This is a genomic window from Streptomyces sp. NBC_00620, assembly GCF_026341825.1.
In the GTDB taxonomy this organism is placed as follows: Bacteria; Actinomycetota; Actinomycetes; order Streptomycetales; family Streptomycetaceae; genus Streptomyces.
Map to the genome: position 1 here is coordinate 2055580 of NZ_JAPENY010000002.1, position 18796 is coordinate 2074375.

Sequence of the window (18796 nt, forward strand, 5' to 3'; positions counted from 1 at the left end):
CATAACGAGTTCATGGAGGCGGTGCGTCGACCAGCAGTGGGTGAAGCGGGCCGCCGCATGTTGAGGTTCCTTGCTTGAGCACGCTAACCTGAAAGGATGACCGCCGAAGATCCCCTGACAGCCGAGGAAGAGCGTTTCTGGCGCGCCTTGATGCGCATCATCGTCGCGCTGCCGCGTTCGCTGGATGAAGATCTGCTGCGGTCGACAGGGCTGACGCTCACCGAGTACGTCGTGCTGATGAACCTCTCCGAGGCCGAGAACCAGGAGCTCCGGATGGCGGATCTCGCCTCGGCGACCGCGCTGTCGGCGAGTCGTATCACCCGCGTGGTGGACGCGCTGCAGAGCCGCGGCCAGGTCGTCAAGCGGCGCTACGAGGGGGACGCCCGGGGGAACGTCGCGACCCTCACCCCGGAAGGGCTGAAACGACTTCAGGCGGCATATCCGGTACACCTGGCGAGCGCCCGCAAGCGGGTCATGGACCATCTCGACGGTCGGTCCCTGCCGGCCATGGTGAGGCAGTTCGGAGCGGTGGTTGAAAAGCTCGACTGAGTTCCACGCAGCGGTGGTCGAGAAGCTCGACTGAGATCCGTCGTCGTCATCGCGAACGCGGAAGGTCCCGGACACGCTCTTCGTGTCCGGGACCTTCCGCGTGCCGGGGTAGTGCTTCGCACCGCCCTCCGACCCCTCAGGGCGTGGAGGGGCGTGTCTCGGTCCAGTCGACCATCAGGCGGCGCTCGGCGAAGAACCAGCCGCCGTCCTCCTTGGTGAATTCGTCGAGATAGCGAATCGACGCGATCATGAGGGTGCGCTGCCCGGACTCGTCGACCGAGACATGGTGGGCCAGGCAGTAGCTCTCGCCCGTCGCCCGGTTCCCGTCCAGAGTGATCGTGCTCTGGCCGTTGAAGTGCGTTGTGGCCCGGTAGACATTGAGGTTCTCGAACACCGGGGCGAGGGACTCGCGGCCGTGCAGTTCCTGTGTCGGCTCTGCCACCGTGGCGTCCATGAACACCAGGAAGCGGCTGTCCTCGGTGAACAGGGCCATCTGACCCTTGGCGTCCCGCCGGTCCGCGCAGTGCGCGTAGGCGTCCACCAGCTCACGGATGGCCAGCCGGTCGGCGGCTTCCTGGGGCGAGATCGAAGTGTGGGAGGCCAAGACGGTTCCTTTCGGCACACTATTTTACAGATGTATAAAATCACTGCTCATGGCAGGGTGCAACGTGAACAGCAGGGAGGGCGGAATGCTGAACGACCGGATCGATCCACGCATCACCCGCACGACCCAGGCCTTCGAGCAGGCCATCGTGGACCTCGCCGCGCAGCGGCCCGTCTCCCGGATCACCGTCGCCGAACTCGCCGACCGGGCCGGGGTCACCCGTGCGACGTTCTACAACCGCTACCGCACTCCCCTCGACCTGCTCATCCAGGTCCTCCACGCGGACCTGGAGCGAGGCCACCGCCTGGAGGAAGAGCGGCGTGCACAAGGCGGGCACTCGGCCCGCGAGCTGCTTCGCCTGGCCACGACGGAGGTGGCCGACCACGTGGAGCGGTTCGGCGCGGTGTACCGGCACTCCCTAGCTGATCCGGCGGACAGCGGGGTGTACGAGGCGCTCGTACGTCACTTCGGCGACTACGCCCTGGCGTTCATGAACCGTGGCCACCACCCGGGGCTTCCCGAAGCCAACCGTCACGTGATCGCGCAGTTCATGGCCCACGGCTTCGCCGGCGCCATCCGGGCCTGGCTCAACGACCCGTCGGTCACGAAGGACGACATGGTCGACGCGTCCGTGGCCTGCGCTCCCGCCTGGTGGGCGGTCGACGCCGTCGCCACGGACACGTCCGATCGTCCGTAGGAGCCGCCGCCGAGTCCCGTCAACTCCCGTACGCCCGCCGGGCGATGTGCTCCGCGATCATGATGGTGGTCGCGTTGGTCACGGTCGACGGGACCTCGGGCATGATCGATGCGTCGACCACGCGCAGACCCGCCAGTCCCTTCACCGCCCCCGACTCGTCGACGACGGCCCACTCGTCCCAGGGCCCTCCCATGGGCACGGTCGACGTCGGGTGTCCGTAGGTGGAGATTCCTGCCGCGATCGCCGCCTCCAGCTCCTCGTCGCTGCGCACCGCGTCACCCGGTACGAGTTCGGCGGCCACCGCACCGGCGAAGGGCGGGGCGCTCGCCAGACGTCGTACGAGCTTCACGCCCTCCAGCATGCGACTGCGGTCCCTGGCCGTCGCGAAGTAGTTGTTGTCGATGACCGGAGCGTCGTGGGGATCACGACTGGCCAGCCGCACCGAGCCACGCGACTCCGGCCGGGTGACGGCCGCGGCGAGGAGGATCGCCCCGCCGGTGGGGCTGAAGGAGCCGTCCAGCAGATGCGTGGCGACGACGCTGAGGTCCAGTTCGCCGACGTGTGCCTCGCGCGAGGCGAGCCACAGATGGGCCTGGAAGGCGGACGCCATGGTCTGGTGCTCGGGTGCGAGGGCGAACAGCGAGTGGAAGAACGGGTGATCCTGCAGCCTTCGGCCGACCGGGAGGTCGGCGACCACGTCAATGCCCAGGGCCCGCAGATCCTCGGCCGGGCCGACACCGGAGCGCAGCAGGATGGCCGGGCTGCCGTAACTGCCCGCCGACAGCACCACCTCGGCGGCCCGGAAGACCGTGCCCGACGCGCTCACGACGCCTCGCGCCACGCCGTGCTCGATGAGCACCTTGTCGATCGTGATGTCGCTCAGCACCGTCAGATTCGGGCGGCGCCGCACCTTCGGTGTCAGGTACGCCAGGGCGGTGTTCTGGCGCACCCCGTCGACGATGTTGACCGGGTAGCCGCCGGTGCCGTCCTGCCGGGCGCCGTTGAAGTCGTCGTTCCGCCGGAACCCCAGGTCGGCCGCGCTGTCCACGAACGCCCGCAGAGGGGACGTGAGTTCCTCGTACGTCCACTGCCGGATGGGAAAGGGGCCGGTGCGGCCGTGGTAGGTGTCGTCACCGGCCGGCGTGTTCTCCATGTCCCTGAAGGCCGGGAGGACCTCCTCGTACGACCACCCTTTGATCCCGTAGCGGTCTCCCCAGGCGGCGAAGTCCGCCGCGCGTGCCCGGATCGCCGCACCCGCGTTCACCGAGGAACTGCCGCCCATGGTCCGGCCGCGCGGTGCGGGGATGCTCGGGGCGCGGTCGGTGGCACGTGCGCTGTAGCCCCAGTCGTGGTCGGGATCGGCCAGTAGGTGCGGGGCCAGCAGTGCTTCGGGGAGCCGGTCGGCGGCGTAGTCCGGTCCTGCCTCGATCAGCAGGACCGTGCGCCGCGGATCCTCACTGATCCTGGCGGCGAACGCGGCGCCGGCGGAACCTCCGCCGATGATGACTACATCGGCGCCGTGTCTGATATTTCCGCTTGCGGTGCTCATCTGTGTCTCCTTATTTATATGCTTCAGCAAGCAAGTAAAGTGACGATCGTCGACTGTGCGGTGTGCTCGGTCAGATGTGCAGTGCTTCCGGTACGAGGCGGTCGCCCAGCAGTCGCAGCGAGGCGTGCTGATCGGCTCCGCGGATCGGCCCGATGACGTGGTCGATGCCGATGTGACCCAGTCGGCGCAGTTCCGCGAGCAGGGCCCGGATGTTCTCACCCCGTGCGCCGGGGTCGAGTGGGAGCAGGACCGTCTTCTCGATCTCGTCGTAGTCGCGCCCGACGTGATCGCAGTGTCGGCGGAGCACGTCGAGTTTGTGCTGGAGGTCGGGTCCGTGGAAGAGGTTGCAGGCGTCCGCGTACTCCGCGACGAGTCGCAGGGTTTTCCGCTCGCCGGATCCGCCGATCAGGATCGGTGGGCGGGGTTGCCGTACGGTCCTGGGGGAGTTGAGGGTGCGCTCGAGTCGGTAGTAGCGGCCATCGAAGGGCTTCTCGTCGTCGCTCCACATCTGCAGGCAGATCCGAAGCGTCTCCTCGAGTCGCTCGAACCGCTCCGACACCGGAGGGAACGGCAGGCCGAGTCCGCGCGCCTCGGCGATGTTGAAGCCGGCTCCGACGCCGATACCCAGTGCGGCGCGGCCCTCGGACAGGACGTCGAGCGTGGTGATCATCTTGGCCAGCAGCCCGGGTTCGCGGTAGCCGACCGAGGTCACCAGGGCGAGAAGCTCCGCGCTTTCGGTGGACGCCGCCAGGTAGCCCAGTGTGGTGTACGCCTCCAGCATCTCCTGCTCGGAGGCGCCGACGATCCCGATCTGGAAGAGGTGATCCATGACGGCGATGCGTGTGAAGCCGTACTCCTCCGCGGTGCGGGCGAGACGGCCCACGTGACGTGCGATGCCTGTCGGGCCCCCGGGCTGGGTGAAATCCGCGATGGCGATGCCGAGGTTCATGCCGGCCTTCCGTCGTGCGAACCGCTGGATCGATCGCCATCGAGTATGCCTGGGTCACTATGTGCTTTGTCAAGCAATAAAAAGGGTGCGGGAGAGGTGAGAGCGAGTGCTGCAGGTGCCGCCGCCTCTGTGCGCGATGTGGCCTGCTGTGCAGTCAGACGACCGATGACGTGACGTTCCCTCCGCGGCGACGCTGGGTCCTCAACCGGACCGCTGACTCCGGGAGGAATCATCGTGATCAACCGACACCGCCCTCTGCTTGCGCACTGGGATTGGCAGATGCGAGCGCTCTGCCGCGGCATGGACAGTGCCCTCTTCTTCTCGCCGCACGCCGAACGCGGTACTGAGAAGCAGGCGCGGGAGGAGAAGGCCCGGGAAATCTGCAGGCGCTGCAGCGTGATCGAAGCCTGCGCGTGGACCGCGTTGAGCAGTCGTGAACCGTACGGAGTCTGGGGCGGCTTGTCCGAGAACGAGCGCCGCACGCTTCAACAAGCCCCAGGCCGTGGCCCCGTGACGGAAAAGGCGCCCGGTCGGTCCCGCTCGGGCGGCGACCGGCCGCAGTCGCTTCGCACCCTTCCGCGCGCGGCGCGCCCCGGACGAAGCGAAGGTCGCCGAGATGCCGTGGACGATGCTGAACAGGTCGAAGACCGTGGCGAGTGAGACCACGGCGATGTCCGGTTGCGGAGGGAAGTCATGGACCCTCCGGTACTGGTCGGTCGGCATCGCGAAGTCAGGGTGCCGGCCGAGCTCTTCGAGCGAACGCCGCCCGACAGTGCGGTTCTGCTATGTGCTTGACGGCGCAAATAGTTGTAAAGGTCTGCCGACAGCCCGCCAGTAACAGCAGGTGACCTGTGTACTGGGTAGGGTGGCCGGTGGCCGGTGGCCGGTGGCCGGTGGCCGGTGATCAGTGACCCGAAGCCGAGGCCGCCGCCGAGTTGATGCTCCTCTCCGGAGTTGCTTGACAAGCGGGGGGCAGAAGGAGAGTCTTGTTGCCGACGCAAGCAAATGAATACCTCCGTCCGTGACCGTCGATGGCCGCCCCGGATCCCCCTCGGCGCACCCATCAAGGAGAAGCGACATGACCCCTGAACTAGGCCTGTCCCTGCCCGAGTTCGGCACGCACGTACCGCCTGTCAGCAAGGTGGTGGCGCGGTGAGCGGCAGCGTGGCGATCGTGGTCGGCGCCGGTGGTGCCCTTGGCCGTGCGACCGCCTTGGCCCTTGCCGCCGACGGCTTCACGGTTGTGGCCGTCGACCGCAACGCGCACGCGCTCAAGGAGTTGCCCGACACCATCGGCCGCGAAGTCGGCGACGCAACCGATCCGGACGTGGCCAGGGCTCTCGTCGACCGGATCGCCGCTGAGGCCGGTCCTCCGGACGTGCTGGTGAACGCCCTGGGTGCGTTCGATCTCTCCGACACGTTCACCACGACGCCCGAAGCGCTGCGCCTCATGGTCGACGTGAACCTGGGTGCGGCCCTGTGGCTGAGCCAGGCGGCCGGGGTCCACATGCGAACGCGTGGGTCCGGAGCCATCGTGCACGTCTCCGCGCGACCGGGGGTCGAACCGACCGCGGGCCTGACGGCCTACGGCGTCAGCAAGGCCGCGCTCGCGCACCTCGTCCGCATCCTCGACCTCGAACTGCGTCCCAGCGGCGTCCGGGTGAACGCGGTAGCCCCGCAGCTGATCGACACCCCCAAGAACCGCGGCTTCCTCAGCGAGGAGCAGCTGGCGCACGCGGTTTCCCCGGAAGCGATCGCGAAAGTGATCGCCTTCCTCGTGAGTGATGCCGCCGCACCGATCAGCGGAGCGATTCTGCCGACCTACGGCGGCTGACCCCGGCCACCGCGGCAGGCGCTTACCGCGGCAAGGCGCCGCAAGGAGAAATCCCATGCCAGAGAACAGTGTCTCCGCCCGGACCGCACCGATGGCCACCCACGCGGGCCGCGTCGCGGTCGTCACCGGCGCGGCCCGCGGCCTCGGCGCCGCCATCGCCCGTGGGCTGGCGCGCCGCGGCGCGACCGTCGCCGCTGTCGACCTGACGATCGCCGAGCAGACCCGGGAAGAGATCGAGAAGGCCGGCGGCACCTGTGTCCCACTGATCGCCGATGTGTCCGACCCGGACGCCGTACAGGCACTTCACGCAGCCGTGCGCGCCGCCTGCGGGCCGACCGACATCCTGGTCAACAACGCCGGGATCGCCGGCGTGGCACCGCTGGCCGACGTCGACTTCGCCCACTGGCGCCGAGTGCTGTCGACCAACCTCGACTCCCAGTTCCTGATGGCCATGGCGTTCGCCGGGGACATGCGGGAGCGCGGCTGGGGACGGATCGTCAACATGAGCTCCTCGTCGATCTACACCACGACCAGGAACATGACGCCGTACATGGCCAGCAAGGCCGGGATCCTCGGCCTGACCAGTGGCCTGGCGAACGACCTCGCCGCCGACGGCATCACGGTCAACGCCGTGTCCCCGGCGTTCACCCGCACCCCGCTGATCGACGAAACGGTCGCCGAGGGGGCCATGCCGCCCGACATCAACACCCTCCTCGCCGACGAGCAGGCGATCAAGCGCCCCGCCGTACCCGAGGACATCGTCGGCACGGTGCTGTTCCTCACCGGCGACGACGCCGAGTTCGTCACCGCCAAGTTCATCGCCGCCGACGGCGGCTACACCCGCAACTACTGACCACGACTCACCCGGGCCTCCGCCCCCGGGGCGCGCCGGGTGCCTGATCAGAACCAATTTGCGACCAGATCAGCCGAATCAATTGATTGTGAAAGGCAGTAGCGACATGTCTGAGCTCGATTCCTCCACGAACCGTCGTTCGTTCCTGGCCAGGTCAGCGAAGATCGCGGCCGTACCGGCGATCGCCGCCGTGGCCGGCGGTGTCCTCGCCGAGCCGGCCGCCGCGGCCTCCACCGAACTGCCGGACTACGCCCCGATCCCCGCCTCGGCACTCGGCCCCGCGGTCAACGCCCAGGGCTATTACGTCGGCCGGATCAAGCGGAACCTGTACTGGGTCACCGACTCCACGTACCAGGCCGTGTTCCTGACGACCAAGGAAGGCGTCGTACTGTTCGACGCGCCTCCGACCATCGGGCACAACCTGCAGCGCGCCATCAACGAGATCGCCGCCGCCAACGGCACCTCCAACAAGGTCACCCACATCGTCTACTCCCACCACCACGCCGACCATCTCGGGGCCTCGTCCCTGTTCGGCCGTCACGTGGAGCGGATCGGCCACGTGGAGAACCGCCGGCTGCTGCTGCGCGACAACGACCCGACGCGCCCGGCACCCAACGTCACCTTCGAGCGCCACAAGACCCTGCGCGTCGGCGGGGAGCGCATCGAACTGTTCCACAAGGGCACCAACCACAGCGCCGACAACATCTACATCCACTTCCCGGACCACGACGCCCTCATGCTCGTCGACATCGTCCTGCCCGGCTGGGTGCCGTTCCAGAACCTCAACATCAACGAGGACGTCCAGGGGGCCATCGCCGCGCCGGGCAAGGCCCTCGAGTACCCGTGGACCCACTACATCGGCGGGCACATGGGGCGCCTCGGCACCCGTCGCGACATGACCGTCCACCAGCAGTACGTCGACGACATCGTCGACGGGGTCAAGAAGGCGATGGCCAACGTCGACCCGACCCCGTTCTTCACCAAGTACGGCAACAACACCTGGGCAGGCGTCAAGACCTACCAGGACGCCCAGGCCGAGTACGCCGCCGCCCCGGTCATCAAGAAGTACACCGGCGTCCTGGCCGCCGCCGACGTCTACACCGCCAGCCACGCCTTCACCATCCTCGAGTCCATCCGCCTCGACCTCGGCTACGGCTCCCAGGTCCACGCCTGAGCATGGCAAGACATGGCAAGACCAGGTCCCTGCCGCTGTGGGGGAGCGGCGGGGACCTGCCACACCTGGTCCTCGATCCAGCCGTCCGGCAATCAGCCCATCAACACACGTACACCACCGTGTACTTCACGGCCGAGCGGCCTCGGCAAAGGAGAAACGTCGTGTCAGGTTCCGTACACGATCTCGAACAGGCCGGGTCATTCGCACTCGGCAACTGGCGCGTACGCAGAGTCGGTTACGGCGCGATGCAGCTGGCCGGTGACAACGTCTTCGGGCCGCCCCGCGACCGCGACGAAGCCCTGCGTGTGCTGCGTGCCCTGGTCGAGAGCGGGGTCAACCACATCGACACCGCCCAGTTCTACGGACCGGGAGTGGTGAACGACCTCATCCGCGAGGCGCTGCACCCCTACCCGGCCGACTTGGCGATCGTGAGCAAGGTGGCCGCCCGCCGTGACGCCGACGGCGCCGTGCTGCGGTTCGACGAGCCGGACCAACTGCGCCAGGGCATCGAAGACAACCTGGCCACCCTGGGCACCAGCCGCCTGGCGGCCGTGAACCTGCGCACCATGGACCACTCCCCGCCCGGCAAACGGTTCGACGCCCAACTGGCGAGCCTGATCCGAGCCCGCGACGAGGGCCTCATCGACGGGATCGGCCTGAGCAACATCTCGCGGCAGCACCTGTTGCGAGCCGTCGACCAGACCGAGATCGTCTGCGTGCAGAACCTGTTCAACCTGGCGGACCAGAGTTCTGCGGACGTCCTGACCGAGTGCACGCTACGCGGTATCGCCTTCGTTCCGTTCTGCCCGCTCGGGTGGCCGCGCGCCACCCAGAAAAAGATCCTCACCAGCCCTGTACTCGCGGCGCTGGGATCCAGGTTGCAGGCCTCCCCGGCGCAGATCGCCCTCGCGTGGCTTCTCGACCTCGCACCGAACATTCTGCTCATCCCCGGAACCAGCACCCGCACCCACCTGACCGAGAACCTCCACGCCGCCGGCGTCGAACTCGACGATGCCTCCCGCGAGGAGTTGGCCAGGTACTTCCCGGCCGCCAAATGATCGGGCTTGACCGGTCCCGTCGGAGGAGCATCGACTCCGTCACAGGAGCACCGACTCCGCCGGAGTAGCACCGACAGGAATGAGCCCGCGGCGGCTCAGGTGCGGCGGGCGGCTGTGTAGGCGCGCTCCAGTTCCGCCGCCGCGGTCATGAAGCCTTCCTGCCCGGTCTCGTGGATCGCTTCCACAGCGAGTCGCTCAAGGGTCGTCCACACAGCGGTGATTGGCTTACGCATCGCTTCTCCGTTCTCGGAGAGCGAGACGATCATGGCTCTGCGGTCGCTGGCGGACGGCTCACGGGTGAGCAGGCCGGCATCCACCATCCGTCTGATCGAACGCGACACGGTCGAGTGGTCAAGACCCACGGCCTGCTGGAGCTCGGCCTGGGTTTGGCCGTTCCTCTCGAAGAGCTGCATGAGGATGAGCTCCTGCCCTGGGTGCAGACCGATGTCGGAGAGCAACTCGGCGCCGTAGCCGTGCAGGGCCCGGGCCAGCGCGAACAGCCCGAAGCTCACGGGTGCGGTGGCTACCAGGGCGGGTCGGCGGATCATCCCCTCCGGAGCATCTGCCATGGACGGTCCTCCCGAAATCAGGGTGCGATTGCTTGACATTGTGTGGCTAGACACGTAATTATGTAGCTAGACAAGTTCTTCTGGCGCCGGATCACACTTTCCCAGGTTGACCTGCGCAGGAAGCGCTTTAGTGAAGGTGGTTCGCATGCCCCGGTTGGGTCGTCTGTGGATCATCGGCACGTGCGACACCTGGTCCCGGGGTCGGCTTCGGCCGACGGTGCACCAGCTGCGGTGGACGGCCTCAACCCGCTGTCACTGAGCTGTCTGCGGTAGCCCTCTGCATCGCTGCCCCCGTCTCCAGCCTCCGCGGCGGGCTCGCCGACGTCCGGCAACGCCGGTGCGTCGCCCCTGCCGAACTGTTTCCGGCCTTTCCAACGACGGCGCGTTCGTCGTTCCGGCGGCCGCCCATGCCACTTCCGGCGGTTCGCCATCGATATCGCCCGTTTGTCATCAATGAATCGGAGTAAATGATGAGTACCTCCCTCACTGCCGTTGACCTGCTGCGGCGCAGCCTGGACAAGTTCCTCGCCAAGGACATGAAGGGTTGGGCGGACCTGTGCGCCGACGACGTCGTCGCCGAGTTCCCCTTCGCTCCTGAGGGCACTCCGACGAGGCTGGAAGGCCGCGATGCCGTCTACGAGTACCTGCGCAACTATCCCGACGTCATCGACGTACGCACGCTCCCCTCGGTGCGGATCCATGCGACCGACGACCCGAATCTGGCCGTCGCGGAATGGAGCGCCTCCGGCACGGTCCTGACCAACGGGAACCCCTACGAGATGAGCTATGCCACCTTCGTGACGATCCGCGACGGTCAGATCGTCAACTACCGCGAATACTGGAACCCGCAGGCCTTCCTGGCGGCCATGAGCGGCTCGGAGTTCTAGAGGGCGAGGATCGGGACAAGTGGCCGGACCCTGAGCAGTGTCGGCCGACCCCACCCCATGCGGGCGGGGCCGGCCGATGCCGGCGCACGGGCCGGAGGCACTCCCAGACCGCTGGTCAGGCGTGTGTCCGCTCGCCCGGTTAGACTCCCTCGCGGGTGCGAGTGGAGGATGCGGCGGATGGCAGAACACAGGGCGGACACGACTTCGGAGGGCGTCCTTGTGCGTCCGGGAACCGCGGATGGCGGACCGGTTAGTTACGCGATCATCGCTCTGGCGCGAGTGCACGGCGGGTACGCCGGCGAACTGTTGCGCGGTCTCGGTCTCCACGTAGGCCAGGAGCTGATCCTGATGCAGCTTCTGGAACGCGATCACCAGAGCCAGTCCGAGCTTCTCAAGGCCTTGGGTATGGAGCATTCCACGGTGTCGCGGTCCCTTCGCCGGATGCAGGAGGCCGGGTTCGTGACCCGCAAGCCGGCGGACCGTGACCGCAGGGTCATGATCGTGTCCCTGACGGAGAAGGGGAAGGCGACTCGTGAGCCGCTCGCCCAGATGATGGCGAGGCTGGAGCAAGCCACCGTGGAGTCCCTCGACGAGGCGTCCCGCGAGACGTTCATCGCTCTCGCGCGGGCGATGGAGTGCACGATCTCGGCTCAACGCGGTCGGTGAACTCGCAGTCCACGGGCGGCGGATGACGGCTCGCGGGCGGACAGCAGGGCCGGAGCGACTTCGGGTGACGCACCCGTGCTCATGTGCTCACGTCAGCGGACCCTTCCCCGTGCTTTCAGTGGCACCGGCGGCAGTTCGGGGGCGGGCAGCGGTGACCCGTCGTACCCCTTCACTTCGCCGAAGCGGGTGCCGGTCATCCACTCGGAGCGGGCCTGTGCGATGTCCTCCTGGGAACGCCCGACGAAGTTCCACCACATGACGATCTTCTCCTCGAAGGGTTCACCACCGAGCAGCAGCAGTCCGCTGTCGCTGAGGGCACGCAGCGGGAGTTCGGTCCGCCCGCAACCCAGATAGAGCATCGATCCCGGGTCCAGACGCACTCCGTCGACCTCGGTGGCTCCCGACATCGTCAGCACGGCGTACTCGAAGTCGGGATTTACCGGCAGTCGTACGTCGGTACCCTCGGCGATCGTGAGATCGGCGCCGACCAGCGGGGAGTACGTGGTGCCCGGCGAGGCCGTGTGGTCCAACTCGCCCAGGATGACGGTGGCGGTGAGGCCCGAGGCCGTGACTACGGGCAGGTCGGCGTGGTGCTCAAAGGCGGGTGTGACGTCGCGGTGGGCATCGGGCAGGGCGACCCACAGTTGAGCGCCGTGTAGGAAGCGGGGATGGGACTGAGTGCTCTGCTCGGCGTGGGCGATGGCTCGGCCGGCTGTCATCAGGCCGAGTTCGCGGGGCCGGATGGTCGACTCACTGCCGATGCTGTCGCGGTGCAGTACTTCGCCGGCGTGCAGCCAGCTGACCGTCTGCAAACCGGTGTGCGGGTGCGGCGGGACCCGCATGCCGGGCTCGTCCGCGATGTCGTCGGGACCGTAGTGGTCCACGAAGCACCAGGCGCCGACCATCCGGCGCCCGAGATTGGGCAGCAACCGGCGGACCACGGTCGAGCTGCCGATCTGTGCCTCCCGGGGGCTGAGCAGTTCGCGGACCGGGTGGGCGGAGACGTCGGATCGCCCGCCGCACAGGCGGGTCGGTGGGTGGATTTCGAGATTGCTCATGGGCCTTCGCCCCTTCCGTCAGCGATGCGCCCGGGTGATCCGGACCGCATTCTCAGGGATCAACCGGCTCACAGCCCGAACCGGGCGCGCTGCCCCTCGGGCACCAGGTCGACGTACTCAGGGTGCTTGGAGATCCAGCCGCGGATGTACGCGCAGAACGGAAGCACGGCGAGCCCCTGCTCCCTGGCCGAGTCGAGGGCTGCCCGAGCGAGTTTCCCCGCCAGGCCGCGTCCCTCGAAGCGGGGGTCGATCTCGGTGTGGATGAAGGCGATCTCGTCCTTGAACCGGTGATATTCGGCGAACCCGACCCTCTCCTCCGCTTCGAAGATTTCGAAACGCGACTGATCCGGATTGTCTGCAACCAGGGTTCCCATCGCTCCTCCTTGAGTGCCGTCACTGATGGCTGGCGCCGAGTGCGCGTGTGTCCCTCTGGGCGATTCTAGTTGATGCATCAACTAGAGCAGGATGGAGTACCGCAAGATGACGCGTCAACAAATCGTTTACGCTGGAGCGTATGACTGAGGCGACGCGCTGGCTCACCGAAACCGAGCAACACGCCTGGCGCAGCTTCGTCAGCCTGCAGGAGAAACTCGTCGGTCGGCTGGCCCGCGAGGTGCAGGCCGATTCGGGTCTGTCCGGCGCCGACTACGGCGTCCTTGTGCACCTCACCGAGGTGCCGGAGGGGCGACTGCCTGTACTGGCGTTGGCCAAGGCGGTGGAGTGGGAGAAGAGCCGGATGTCCCACCATGTCAATCGGATGGCCAAGCGCGGTCTGGTCGTCCGGGAGGACTGCCCCACTGATGGACGGGTGGCGTTCATTGCCGTCACCCCTGCCGGCCGCGAAGCCATCGCCGCCGCGGCCCCTCGTCATGTCGAAGCGGTCCGTCGCCTGTTCATCGATCCGCTCGGCCCGGCAGAGCTTGCCATGCTCGACCAGATCTCCAACCGGCTCCTCGAAGGGCTGGGCAAAGACTGCCTGTGATTGAGCGGTACGGGGCGCGGCGACCCCGCTGATCTGAGGTGTCACCCCTTGTCGGAATAGAGGCGGGGCGTTGCATGTTCATCATATGGTTGATGTGTCAACTATATGAAAGAGGGTGAGCGCGATGCAGATCGGGATCTTCACCGTCGGTGATGTCACCGCCGATCCGACCACGGGCCGGACGCCGACCGAGCACGAGCGGATCAAGGCGATGGTCGCCATCGCGCAGAAGGCCGAGGAGGTCGGCCTGGACGTGTTCGCGACCGGCGAGCACCACAACCCGCCCTTCGTACCGTCGTCCCCCACGACCATGCTCGGCTGGATCGCGGCGCGCACCAACCGGATCATCCTGTCCACGGCCACCACGCTGATCACCACCAACGACCCGGTGAAGATCGCCGAGGACTTCGCCATGCTTCACCACCTGGCCGACGGGCGCGTGGACCTGATGATGGGCCGCGGCAACACCGGCCCCGTCTACCCCTGGTTCGGCAAGGACATCCGCCAGGGCATCAACCTCGCCATCGAGAACTACGCCCTGCTGCACCGTTTGTGGCGCGAGGACGTCGTCGACTGGGAGGGCAGGTTCCGCACGCCGCTGCAGAGCTTCACTTCCACCCCCCGGCCTCTGGACGACGTACCGCCGTTCGTCTGGCACGGATCGATCCGCTCCCCGGAGATCGCCGAGCAGGCCGCCTATTACGGCGACGGCTTCTTCGCCAACAACATCTTCTGGCCCAAGGAACACTTCCAGCGGCTCATAGGCCTCTACCGGGAGCGGTACGCGCACTACGGCCACGGCACACCGGAGCAGGCCATCGTCGGCGTCGGCGGCCACATCTTCATGCGCCGCAACTCCCAGGACGCCGTACGGGAGTACCGGCCGTTCTTCGACCACTCACCCCAGATGGGCGGCGGCCCTTCGTTGGAGCAGTACATGGAGCAGACCCCGCTGATCGTGGGCAGCCCCCAGGAGGTCATCGACAAGACGCTGACCTTCCGCGAGCACTTCGGGGACTATCAGCGCCAGTTGTTCAACGTCGACGGTGTGGGCGTACCGCTGAAGACCGTGCTGGAACAGCTCGACATGCTCGGCGAAGAGGTGGTCCCGGTCCTGCGCAAGGAGTTTGCCAGGAACCGGCCCGCGAACGTTCCCGACGGCCCCACCCATGTCGCACTGCGGGATGCGCGCGACGACCGGGCCGAGTCCGCGGGTTCGGCGGCCTGAAACGGCAGCGCGCCGATACGAGTGAAAGGCTTAGCGGCGGTTGTCGTCCTGAGGTTCCGGAACCGCTGCCCCTTCCTCAGCGGCGGCTTTCTCTTCGTGGGACAGGCGGTACGCCACGGCGAGTCCCCAGGGGACACCCAAGAGGATGACGAGGGTGAGGCCGAGGACGAGGGGAGCCGGGCGGGCGGCTCCGACTCCCACACACACGACGGCCACGGCGACGCAGGTGCGGGCCAGCGGCCGGTAGAGGCCGCGGTCCAGGTGCCAGACCCGCAGGGAGCTCGCGAGCACCATCGTCGTGCAGAGCACGACGGCCGCGCCCCCGCAGAGCACCCAAGCCGTGGCGGCGGGGGTACGGCCGTCGTGGGCGTGTTCGACGAGGCCGACCATCGCGGCGCCCATGGCGGCCACCGTGGCAGTGAGCGGCAGGTGAACCAGCATCCACTGCACGGTGCTCACGCGTGTGGGCCTCGGTAGCCGGTGGCCGGCGAAGTCGAAGTACGTCCACCAGGCACCGAAGCCGACGACGACGGCGACGAGCCCGACGGCGAGGGTGAGCGCGTTGGTCGGTTCATGGGCCAGCCCGTCGACCACCGCGGTCACTGTCTCGCCGAGCACGATGATGATGAACAGGCCGAACCGTTCGGTGAGCGCGTGGGTCACGCTGAGCGCGACCGACTGCACCGGGGTGGCCGTACCGATCACGACCGCGAACCCCGCCAGATAGACGACGGCCAACAGACCCCACGTCAGCACGCGGACACCGGCGGGCAGGGCGGCACTCGCGGCCAGGACGATCGCGCAGACCGCCGTCCCGCTCACGAACAGCCTGCTGGGACGGCGGAATTCGGGACTGTCACCACGCGCGGCGAGCAGCCACAGCACCGCTAGGACCGCGAACAGCACCCCCGCGTCCACGGCGAACGCGACTCCGCGTGCGCCGCCCGCCTCGGGGATGAACGCACCCAGCGGCACGAGCACCAGGATCTGCAGCAGGAACAGGCTCCGGCCGCGGGCATCGTCGTGTCCGTGCAGTTCGTGGTGGAGGCTGCCGTTGAGCCAGGCGATCCACACCAGCGCGAACACCGCGGCGAACTCGCCGAGCCCGCGCCAGGTCAGGTGTGCGGCCAAGTGGTGAGCGGCCTGGGCGACCAGGACGACCACGACCAGGTCGTAGAAGAGTTCGAGCGGGCCGACCACCCGTTCGCGCGGCTGCTCACCATGGGCGCGCGGCGGCCGCCAGAGCTGGCTGCGCAGCCGGGCCCACTGCTCGTGTCGCGGAGTCATGTCCGGAGCCCGGATCGCTAGTTGACGAGAGCCTTGGACACGGCCCACAGGCGTGCCGCGTTCTCCCGGTCCAGGGCGTACGGCGCGACGCCGGCGACGGCACCGGCTCGCTCGGCGACGGGCTTGGCCTCGGCACAGTCCTCGAAATAGCGGCCGGTGACGCCCTCCACCGTCGGTGAGGCGGCCAGCAGCACCGAGGTCGCGGCGCCCTGCTCCACCGTCTTCCCCGGCGGCAGCGCCAGTTCGCCCGAGGCGAGGAAGGCGGCCACCTGCTCCATGTCCATGTGCCGGGCCAGGGAGGTGTCCGCGATGTTGCCCGGCATCAGAGCGTTGGCGGTGATGCCGTCGTCGGCCCAGCGTTCGGCGGCACCGACGGCGAACAGGGCGTTGGCCGTCTTCGACTGTCCGTAGGAGGTCCACGGGTCGTAGGGCCGGAAGCGGTAGTCCAGGTCGTCGAAGACGACCGGTGAGAAGAGGTGGCCGATCGAGCTCACCGAGACGACCCGTGCGCCGTCCGCCGCCGCGAGTGCCGGGTGCAGGCCGGTGGCGAGGGCGAAGTGGCCCAGGTGATTGACGCCGAACTGCCATTCCCGGCCGTCGGATGTGCGGGTGAGCTCCGGCGTGGCCATCACACCGGCGTTGTTGACCAGGATGTGCAGCGGGCCCTGCCAGGCCGCCACGAACTCCGCGACCGTCGACCGGTCGGCCAGGTCGAGCCGTCCCACGGTCAACTGTCCTGACTCAGGCGGCAGTTCCTTCTCCAGGCGCGCCACCACTCCGGCACCTGCGTCGGTGTCCCGTACGGCCAGGGTGACGTCGGCGCCCGCGGCGGCGAGCGCCCGGACGGTCTCCACTCCGATCCCGGAACTGGCTCCGGTCACCACGGCCCTGCGGCCGTGCAGGTCGACGCCGTCGGTTACCTCGGCGGCGGTTGTGCTCGCCCCGAAGGTGTGGGGAGTCTGAGGTGTGGACATGAGGTGAGTCTCCTGACGTGGATGTGGCCCCGCGAGGGGATCTTGTGAGGCGCCGGTCGGCTGTCAGCCGTTGAGCGTGCCCATGAACTCGGGTGCGTAGCGGTCGCCGGTGACCACGCCGTGCGGGGCGACCGCCTCGATGGCGGCGATGTCGTCGGCGGTCAGGGTGACCTCGGTCGCGGCGACGTTCTCCTCGAGGTAGCGGCGGCGCTTTGTACCGGGGATGGCGACCGCGCCCTGGTACTGGACCCAGGCGAGCGCCAGCTGGGAGGGCGTGACGTTCTTGTCGTCGGCGAGGCGGCGGACCTCGCGTACGACGTCGAGATTGCGGTCGAAGTTCTTGCCCTGGAACCGGGGGTCGGTCCGGCGCCAGTCGTCCTCGGTGAAGTCGTCTGGGCTGGTGATGGCGCCGGACAGGAAGCCGCGCCCCAGCGGGGAGTAGGCGACCAGTCCGATCCCCAGCTCCCGCAGAGTGTCGAGGACTCCGTCGTGCTCGATGCCGCGCTCGAAGAGCGAGTACTCCGTCTGGACGGCGGCGAGCGGGTGGACGGCGTGGGCCCGTCGGATCGTCTCCGCAGACGCCTCGCTCAGGCCGATGCCGCGGATCTTGCCCTGCGCGACCAGCTCGGCCAGGGTGCCGACGGTCTCCTCGATGGGCACCTTGGGGTCGATGCGGTGCAGGTAGTAGAGGTCGACGTGGTCGGTGCCCAGGTGCCGCAGCGAGCGTTCGAGGGCGTGCCGGACGTACTCGGGCCGGCCGTTGAGATCGCGCACCTGGCCGTCGTCGGTGATCTCGACACCGGTCTTGGTCGCGACCACGGCGGATTCCCGGCGCCCTGCCAGCGCCTTGCCGAGAAGCTGCTCATTGACGAAGGGGCCGTAGCTCTCGGCAGTGTCCAGCAGGGTGACGCCGAGTTCCAGCGCGCGATCGATGGTGGCCAGCGACTCCGTCTCGTCGGCGGCGCCGTAGAACGCGCTCATACCCATGCAGCCGAGTCCTTGGACGCCGACGGTCAGGCCCTGGCCGCCGAGTGTGCGCTGTTCCATGAGGGTTCCTCGTTCCGTAACTAACTGGATAGATACGTTACCGTAGACCTGTGCACCGCCTATGTCAATAACTAGATAGTTACTTGCTAAGGTGACCCGCATGCCACGGGACTCAAGCGCCACAAAGGCCCGGCTGCTCGACGCGGCCTTCAACGAATTCGCCGCCTACGGCATCGCCGGTGCCCGAGTGGACCGGATCGCGGAGGCCGCGGAGGCGAACAAGCGGCTGATCTACGCGTACTTCGGCAACAAGGAGCAGTTGTTCGACGAGGTACTGCAACGCGCGATGACGGCCGGCGCCGAGTCGGTGCCGTTCGATGTCGATGACCTGCCCGGATATGCCGCCGCGATCTTCGACCATCTCGTCGCCCGGCCGGCCCTGATGCGCCTACGCCTATGGAAACTGCTGGAGCGCCCTGCCGCAACCGGACTCGAACCGGACGCCTTCCGCCGCAAAGCCGCCGAAGTGGCCGCCGCACAGCAGCGTGGAGAGGTCGCCCGGGAGATGGTGCCTGCCGACCTCCTGACCATGGTTCTCGCCGCGGCTCAGGCGTGGTTCTGGGCCGCCGAGGGTGTCGACCCCGAAGAGGTCAGCCGGTCCTGGTCGTCGGAGCGGCTGGCCCAGCACCGTGCGGCGGTCGTCGAGGCCGCTCGCCGGATGAGCGAGCCGCAGGCCGCCGGCGAGTAGCAGTCTGATGGGCATGCACGGGGTACGGCGGGTCCGTCTCCTTCGTGGCCCTGACCTGCGAAAACACAGTGGCATCCACCTGGGTGACTGTGACGCCATGTGATGTCGAAAAGGGGACGACCTGCCCCCGCCGCAGGCTCCTCA

At 67.9% G+C, this 18796-nt stretch carries 21 protein-coding genes; 12 read left to right on the forward strand and 9 right to left on the reverse strand.

From position 1 onward, the window contains the following. Window positions 1-96: 96 nt before the first annotated feature. A complete protein-coding gene (locus OG246_RS28545; RefSeq protein ID WP_266469632.1) occupies window positions 97-549 on the forward strand; it encodes a MarR family winged helix-turn-helix transcriptional regulator in 453 nt (150 codons plus the stop codon). Between the two features lie 136 nt (window positions 550-685). Here OG246_RS28545 and OG246_RS28550 read toward each other — a convergent pair whose 3' ends face one another. After that, window positions 686-1153: a nuclear transport factor 2 family protein gene (locus OG246_RS28550; protein ID WP_266469634.1), complete on the reverse strand. Its 468-nt coding sequence runs from the start codon at window positions 1151-1153 to the stop codon at window positions 686-688. Between the two features lie 49 nt (window positions 1154-1202). On the opposite strand from OG246_RS28550, the gene OG246_RS28555 reads away from it, so the two are divergent. Continuing rightward, window positions 1203-1850, forward strand: a complete 648-nt coding sequence (locus OG246_RS28555) for a TetR/AcrR family transcriptional regulator (protein ID WP_266469636.1) — start codon at window positions 1203-1205, stop codon at window positions 1848-1850. Window positions 1851-1869: 19 nt separating this feature from the next. Here OG246_RS28555 and OG246_RS28560 read toward each other — a convergent pair whose 3' ends face one another. Both OG246_RS28560 and OG246_RS28565 read right to left on the reverse strand, forming a co-directional pair. Continuing rightward, a complete protein-coding gene (locus tag OG246_RS28560; RefSeq protein WP_266469637.1) occupies window positions 1870-3399 on the reverse strand; it encodes a GMC family oxidoreductase in 1530 nt (509 codons plus the stop codon). 70 nt (window positions 3400-3469) lie between these two features. After that, window positions 3470-4348 carry an LLM class F420-dependent oxidoreductase gene (locus OG246_RS28565; protein ID WP_266469638.1) on the reverse strand — a complete coding sequence of 293 codons (879 nt, stop codon included), beginning with the start codon at window positions 4346-4348 and terminating at the stop codon, window positions 3470-3472. 234 nt (window positions 4349-4582) lie between these two features. Here OG246_RS28565 and OG246_RS28570 point away from each other — a divergent pair, with 234 nt between their 5' ends. The 5 genes from OG246_RS28570 (at window position 4583) to OG246_RS28590 (ending at window position 9266) form a co-directional block, all read left to right on the forward strand. Further along, complete coding sequence (locus OG246_RS28570; RefSeq protein ID WP_323178337.1) at window positions 4583-5008, forward strand: WhiB family transcriptional regulator; 426 nt, start codon at window positions 4583-4585, stop codon at window positions 5006-5008. A gap of 492 nt (window positions 5009-5500) precedes the next feature. Continuing rightward, on the forward strand, window positions 5501-6181 hold the full coding sequence (locus OG246_RS28575) for an SDR family NAD(P)-dependent oxidoreductase (protein WP_266469639.1): 681 nt from the start codon (window positions 5501-5503) through the stop codon (window positions 6179-6181). Between the two features lie 55 nt (window positions 6182-6236). Then, window positions 6237-7034: an SDR family NAD(P)-dependent oxidoreductase gene (locus tag OG246_RS28580; protein WP_266469641.1), complete on the forward strand. Its 798-nt coding sequence runs from the start codon at window positions 6237-6239 to the stop codon at window positions 7032-7034. A gap of 106 nt (window positions 7035-7140) precedes the next feature. Then, window positions 7141-8208 (forward strand): MBL fold metallo-hydrolase, encoded by a 1068-nt coding sequence (locus OG246_RS28585; protein WP_266469643.1) that lies wholly within the window; start codon window positions 7141-7143, stop codon window positions 8206-8208. 161 nt (window positions 8209-8369) lie between these two features. After that, window positions 8370-9266 carry an oxidoreductase gene (locus OG246_RS28590; RefSeq protein ID WP_266469645.1) on the forward strand — a complete coding sequence of 299 codons (897 nt, stop codon included), beginning with the start codon at window positions 8370-8372 and terminating at the stop codon, window positions 9264-9266. A gap of 95 nt (window positions 9267-9361) precedes the next feature. Here the strand turns inward: OG246_RS28590 and OG246_RS28595 are convergent, their stop codons facing one another. Next, window positions 9362-9835, reverse strand: coding sequence for a MarR family winged helix-turn-helix transcriptional regulator (locus OG246_RS28595; RefSeq protein ID WP_266469647.1), 474 nt, complete (start codon window positions 9833-9835; stop codon window positions 9362-9364). Window positions 9836-10305: 470 nt separating this feature from the next. Here OG246_RS28595 and OG246_RS28600 point away from each other — a divergent pair, with 470 nt between their 5' ends. Continuing rightward, the gene (locus tag OG246_RS28600; protein WP_266469649.1) at window positions 10306-10722 is read left to right on the forward strand and encodes a nuclear transport factor 2 family protein; all 417 of its coding nucleotides are present in this window, start codon (window positions 10306-10308) and stop codon (window positions 10720-10722) included. A 177-nt stretch (window positions 10723-10899) separates the two neighbouring features. After that, window positions 10900-11388 carry a MarR family winged helix-turn-helix transcriptional regulator gene (locus OG246_RS28605; protein WP_266469651.1) on the forward strand — a complete coding sequence of 163 codons (489 nt, stop codon included), beginning with the start codon at window positions 10900-10902 and terminating at the stop codon, window positions 11386-11388. A gap of 92 nt (window positions 11389-11480) precedes the next feature. Here OG246_RS28605 and OG246_RS28610 read toward each other — a convergent pair whose 3' ends face one another. Further along, window positions 11481-12446: a pirin family protein gene (locus OG246_RS28610; RefSeq protein ID WP_266469652.1), complete on the reverse strand. Its 966-nt coding sequence runs from the start codon at window positions 12444-12446 to the stop codon at window positions 11481-11483. 68 nt (window positions 12447-12514) lie between these two features. Beyond that, window positions 12515-12820 carry a GNAT family N-acetyltransferase gene (locus OG246_RS28615; RefSeq protein WP_266469653.1) on the reverse strand — a complete coding sequence of 102 codons (306 nt, stop codon included), beginning with the start codon at window positions 12818-12820 and terminating at the stop codon, window positions 12515-12517. 140 nt (window positions 12821-12960) lie between these two features. Between OG246_RS28615 and OG246_RS28620 the strand changes: the two genes are divergently transcribed. Further along, window positions 12961-13428, forward strand: coding sequence for a MarR family winged helix-turn-helix transcriptional regulator (locus OG246_RS28620; RefSeq protein ID WP_266469655.1), 468 nt, complete (start codon window positions 12961-12963; stop codon window positions 13426-13428). 124 nt (window positions 13429-13552) lie between these two features. Then, window positions 13553-14656 (forward strand): LLM class flavin-dependent oxidoreductase, encoded by a 1104-nt coding sequence (locus tag OG246_RS28625; RefSeq protein WP_266469657.1) that lies wholly within the window; start codon window positions 13553-13555, stop codon window positions 14654-14656. A 30-nt stretch (window positions 14657-14686) separates the two neighbouring features. Here the strand turns inward: OG246_RS28625 and OG246_RS28630 are convergent, their stop codons facing one another. From OG246_RS28630 to OG246_RS28640, 3 genes are all read right to left on the reverse strand, one after another. Continuing rightward, on the reverse strand, window positions 14687-15943 hold the full coding sequence (locus OG246_RS28630; protein WP_266469658.1) for a low temperature requirement protein A: 1257 nt from the start codon (window positions 15941-15943) through the stop codon (window positions 14687-14689). A 17-nt stretch (window positions 15944-15960) separates the two neighbouring features. Continuing rightward, complete coding sequence (locus OG246_RS28635) at window positions 15961-16917, reverse strand: SDR family NAD(P)-dependent oxidoreductase (protein ID WP_266469660.1); 957 nt, start codon at window positions 16915-16917, stop codon at window positions 15961-15963. A gap of 63 nt (window positions 16918-16980) precedes the next feature. Continuing rightward, window positions 16981-17964: an aldo/keto reductase gene (locus OG246_RS28640; protein WP_266469662.1), complete on the reverse strand. Its 984-nt coding sequence runs from the start codon at window positions 17962-17964 to the stop codon at window positions 16981-16983. 100 nt (window positions 17965-18064) lie between these two features. Here OG246_RS28640 and OG246_RS28645 point away from each other — a divergent pair, with 100 nt between their 5' ends. After that, window positions 18065-18652 (forward strand): TetR family transcriptional regulator, encoded by a 588-nt coding sequence (locus OG246_RS28645; protein WP_266469664.1) that lies wholly within the window; start codon window positions 18065-18067, stop codon window positions 18650-18652. The last annotated feature ends 144 nt before the right edge of the window (window positions 18653-18796 follow it).

Coding starts and splice junctions, on each gene's coding strand:
- OG246_RS28565 (WP_266469638.1), bottom strand. CDS start 4,348: ATGAACCTCGGCATCGCCATCGCGGATTTCACCCAGCCCGGGGGCCCG.
- OG246_RS28635 (WP_266469660.1), bottom strand. CDS start 16,917: ATGTCCACACCTCAGACTCCCCACACCTTCGGGGCGAGCACAACCGCC.
- OG246_RS28560 (WP_266469637.1), bottom strand. CDS start 3,399: ATGAGCACCGCAAGCGGAAATATCAGACACGGCGCCGATGTAGTCATC.
- OG246_RS28620 (WP_266469655.1), top strand. CDS start 12,961: ATGACTGAGGCGACGCGCTGGCTCACCGAAACCGAGCAACACGCCTGG.
- OG246_RS28595 (WP_266469647.1), bottom strand. CDS start 9,835: ATGGCAGATGCTCCGGAGGGGATGATCCGCCGACCCGCCCTGGTAGCC.
- OG246_RS28585 (WP_266469643.1), top strand. CDS start 7,141: ATGTCTGAGCTCGATTCCTCCACGAACCGTCGTTCGTTCCTGGCCAGG.
- OG246_RS28580 (WP_266469641.1), top strand. CDS start 6,237: ATGCCAGAGAACAGTGTCTCCGCCCGGACCGCACCGATGGCCACCCAC.
- OG246_RS28615 (WP_266469653.1), bottom strand. CDS start 12,820: ATGGGAACCCTGGTTGCAGACAATCCGGATCAGTCGCGTTTCGAAATC.
- OG246_RS28600 (WP_266469649.1), top strand. CDS start 10,306: ATGAGTACCTCCCTCACTGCCGTTGACCTGCTGCGGCGCAGCCTGGAC.
- OG246_RS28640 (WP_266469662.1), bottom strand. CDS start 17,964: ATGGAACAGCGCACACTCGGCGGCCAGGGCCTGACCGTCGGCGTCCAA.
- OG246_RS28605 (WP_266469651.1), top strand. CDS start 10,900: ATGGCAGAACACAGGGCGGACACGACTTCGGAGGGCGTCCTTGTGCGT.
- OG246_RS28545 (WP_266469632.1), top strand. CDS start 97: ATGACCGCCGAAGATCCCCTGACAGCCGAGGAAGAGCGTTTCTGGCGC.
- OG246_RS28610 (WP_266469652.1), bottom strand. CDS start 12,446: ATGAGCAATCTCGAAATCCACCCACCGACCCGCCTGTGCGGCGGGCGA.
- OG246_RS28625 (WP_266469657.1), top strand. CDS start 13,553: ATGCAGATCGGGATCTTCACCGTCGGTGATGTCACCGCCGATCCGACC.
- OG246_RS28645 (WP_266469664.1), top strand. CDS start 18,065: ATGCCACGGGACTCAAGCGCCACAAAGGCCCGGCTGCTCGACGCGGCC.
- OG246_RS28555 (WP_266469636.1), top strand. CDS start 1,203: ATGGCAGGGTGCAACGTGAACAGCAGGGAGGGCGGAATGCTGAACGAC.
- OG246_RS28630 (WP_266469658.1), bottom strand. CDS start 15,943: ATGACTCCGCGACACGAGCAGTGGGCCCGGCTGCGCAGCCAGCTCTGG.